This is a genomic window from Microbacterium sp. CPCC 204701 (assembly GCF_004010105.1).
In the GTDB taxonomy this organism is placed as follows: domain Bacteria; phylum Actinomycetota; class Actinomycetes; order Actinomycetales; family Microbacteriaceae; genus Microbacterium.
Window position 1 is genome coordinate 1 of sequence record NZ_RRYE01000480.1, and the last position, 1,955, is coordinate 1,955.

Consider the following 1,955-nt stretch of genomic DNA (forward strand, 5'->3'; position numbering starts at 1 on the left):
CAGGGGCTCATCATCGCCGGCTTCGGAACCGCGGCCGGGGCGCTCGCCGGAGTCCTTCCGCCGATCGGGTTCTCGATCCAGTCCGGCGGCGTGCAGCTGCTGTCCGACGTTCCGTGGTGGCTCATCGCAAGCCTCGTCGTCGCGCTCCCGCTCGCGATCGCGGTGGCGAACTGGCTGGTACCGCCGCGACATCCGGAGCTCACCCGCCGCACCGCCATCACATGAGACGAATCCGCCCCCGCCGGACATTACATGGTGAACGGCCTTCACCATGTACCCCACGAGAGGATCCGCCATGACCCCCGCCGTGCCCGCCGTCGACCCCGCCTCGATCGCGCTGCCGCCGACGCAGCCCGTCGACATCACCGAACTCGCCGCGCAGAGCATCATCCCGCGCTGAGCCGCCCCTGCGCTGCTTGGCGCCGCCGTTTCCTGCTCGCGCGGCCGAAGGATGCGGGCGCGCGAGCAGGAAACGGCCGCGCGAACTCCGCGTCAGCGGGCGAGGGATGCCGCGGCTGCGAGCAGCGCGACAGAGTCCTGGGCGCGGCATCCTGTCGTCTCCCAGGTGGTTCGCACTACCCTTAAGCGTGACTTCCACGGATTCTTCCATCGAGGCAGAGGCTCAGGCCGAGCCCGCCGCGATGACGTTCGCCGATCTGGCCCTGGGCGAATCGGTGCTCAAGGCCCTCCGCGAGATCGGATACGAGACCCCCTCCGCGATCCAGGCCGCGACCATCCCGACGCTTCTTGCCGGCCGCGACGTCGTCGGCCTCGCACAGACCGGAACCGGCAAGACCGCCGCGTTCGCACTGCCGATCATCGACCGGCTCGACCTCTCGCAGAAGGCGCCTCAGGCGCTCGTCCTCGCACCGACGCGCGAGCTGGCGCTCCAGGTCTGCGAGGCGTTCGAGAAGTACGCCGGCCACCTGAAGAACGTGCACGTCCTGCCCGTCTACGGCGGCCAGGGTTACGGCGTGCAGCTGTCGGCTCTGCGCCGAGGCGTCCACATCGTCGTCGGCACGCCCGGCCGCATCATCGACCACCTCGAGAAGGGCACGCTCGACCTGTCGGAGCTGAAGTATCTCGTTCTCGACGAGGCCGACGAGATGCTCAAGATGGGCTTCGCCGAGGATGTCGAGACCATCCTGGCCGAGACGCCCGACACCAAGCAGGTCGCTCTCTTCTCGGCCACGATGCCCGCCGCGATCCGCCGCATGTCGAAGCAGTACCTGCACGACCCCGAAGAGATCACGGTCAAGGGCAAGACGCAGACCTCGGCGACCGTCGCCCAGCGCTACCTCGTCGTGCAGTGGCAGCAGAAGATGGATGCCCTCACGCGCATCCTCGAGGTCGAGAACTTCGACGGCATGATCGTCTTCGGCCGCACCCGCTCGATCACCGAGGAGATCGCCGAGAAGCTGCGCGCCCGCGGCTACTCCGCGGCCGCGATCAACGGCGACGTCGCCCAGCCCCAGCGCGAGAAGACCGTGAACCAGCTGAAGTCGGGCAAGCTCGACATCCTGGTGGCCACCGACGTAGCGGCGCGAGGACTCGACGTCGAGCGCATCTCGCACGTCGTCAACTACGACATCCCCACCGACTCCGAGTCGTACGTGCACCGCATCGGACGCACCGGTCGCGCCGGACGCTCGGGCGACGCGATCAGCTTCGTGACCCCGCGCGAGCACGGCCTCGTCAAGATGATCGAGCGCGCGACGCGCCAGGAGCTGACCAAGATGTCGCTGCCGAGCGTCGATGAGGTCAACGAGACGCGCCTGTCGCGCTTCGACGACCGCATCACCGCCGCGCTCGGCGACTCCGAGCGCATCGACGCCTTCCGCGACATCGTCGCCCACTACGTGCGCAACCACGATGTGCCCGAGGTCGACGTCGCCGCGGCGCTCGCGATCGTCGCCCAGGGCGACACCCCGCTGCTGCTCGACCCCGACCCCGCG

2 protein-coding genes are annotated in these 1,955 nt (G+C 69.0%); both read left to right on the plus strand.

From position 1 onward, the window contains the following. A partial coding sequence (locus tag EIO58_RS19025; protein WP_205789353.1) for a hypothetical protein occupies positions 1–225 on the plus strand: 225 nt, incomplete at its 5' end. A 416-nt stretch (positions 226–641) separates the two neighbouring features. Continuing rightward, positions 642–1,955: DEAD/DEAH box helicase (locus EIO58_RS17005; RefSeq protein WP_127820455.1), on the plus strand; the 1,314-nt coding region annotated here is incomplete at its 3' end.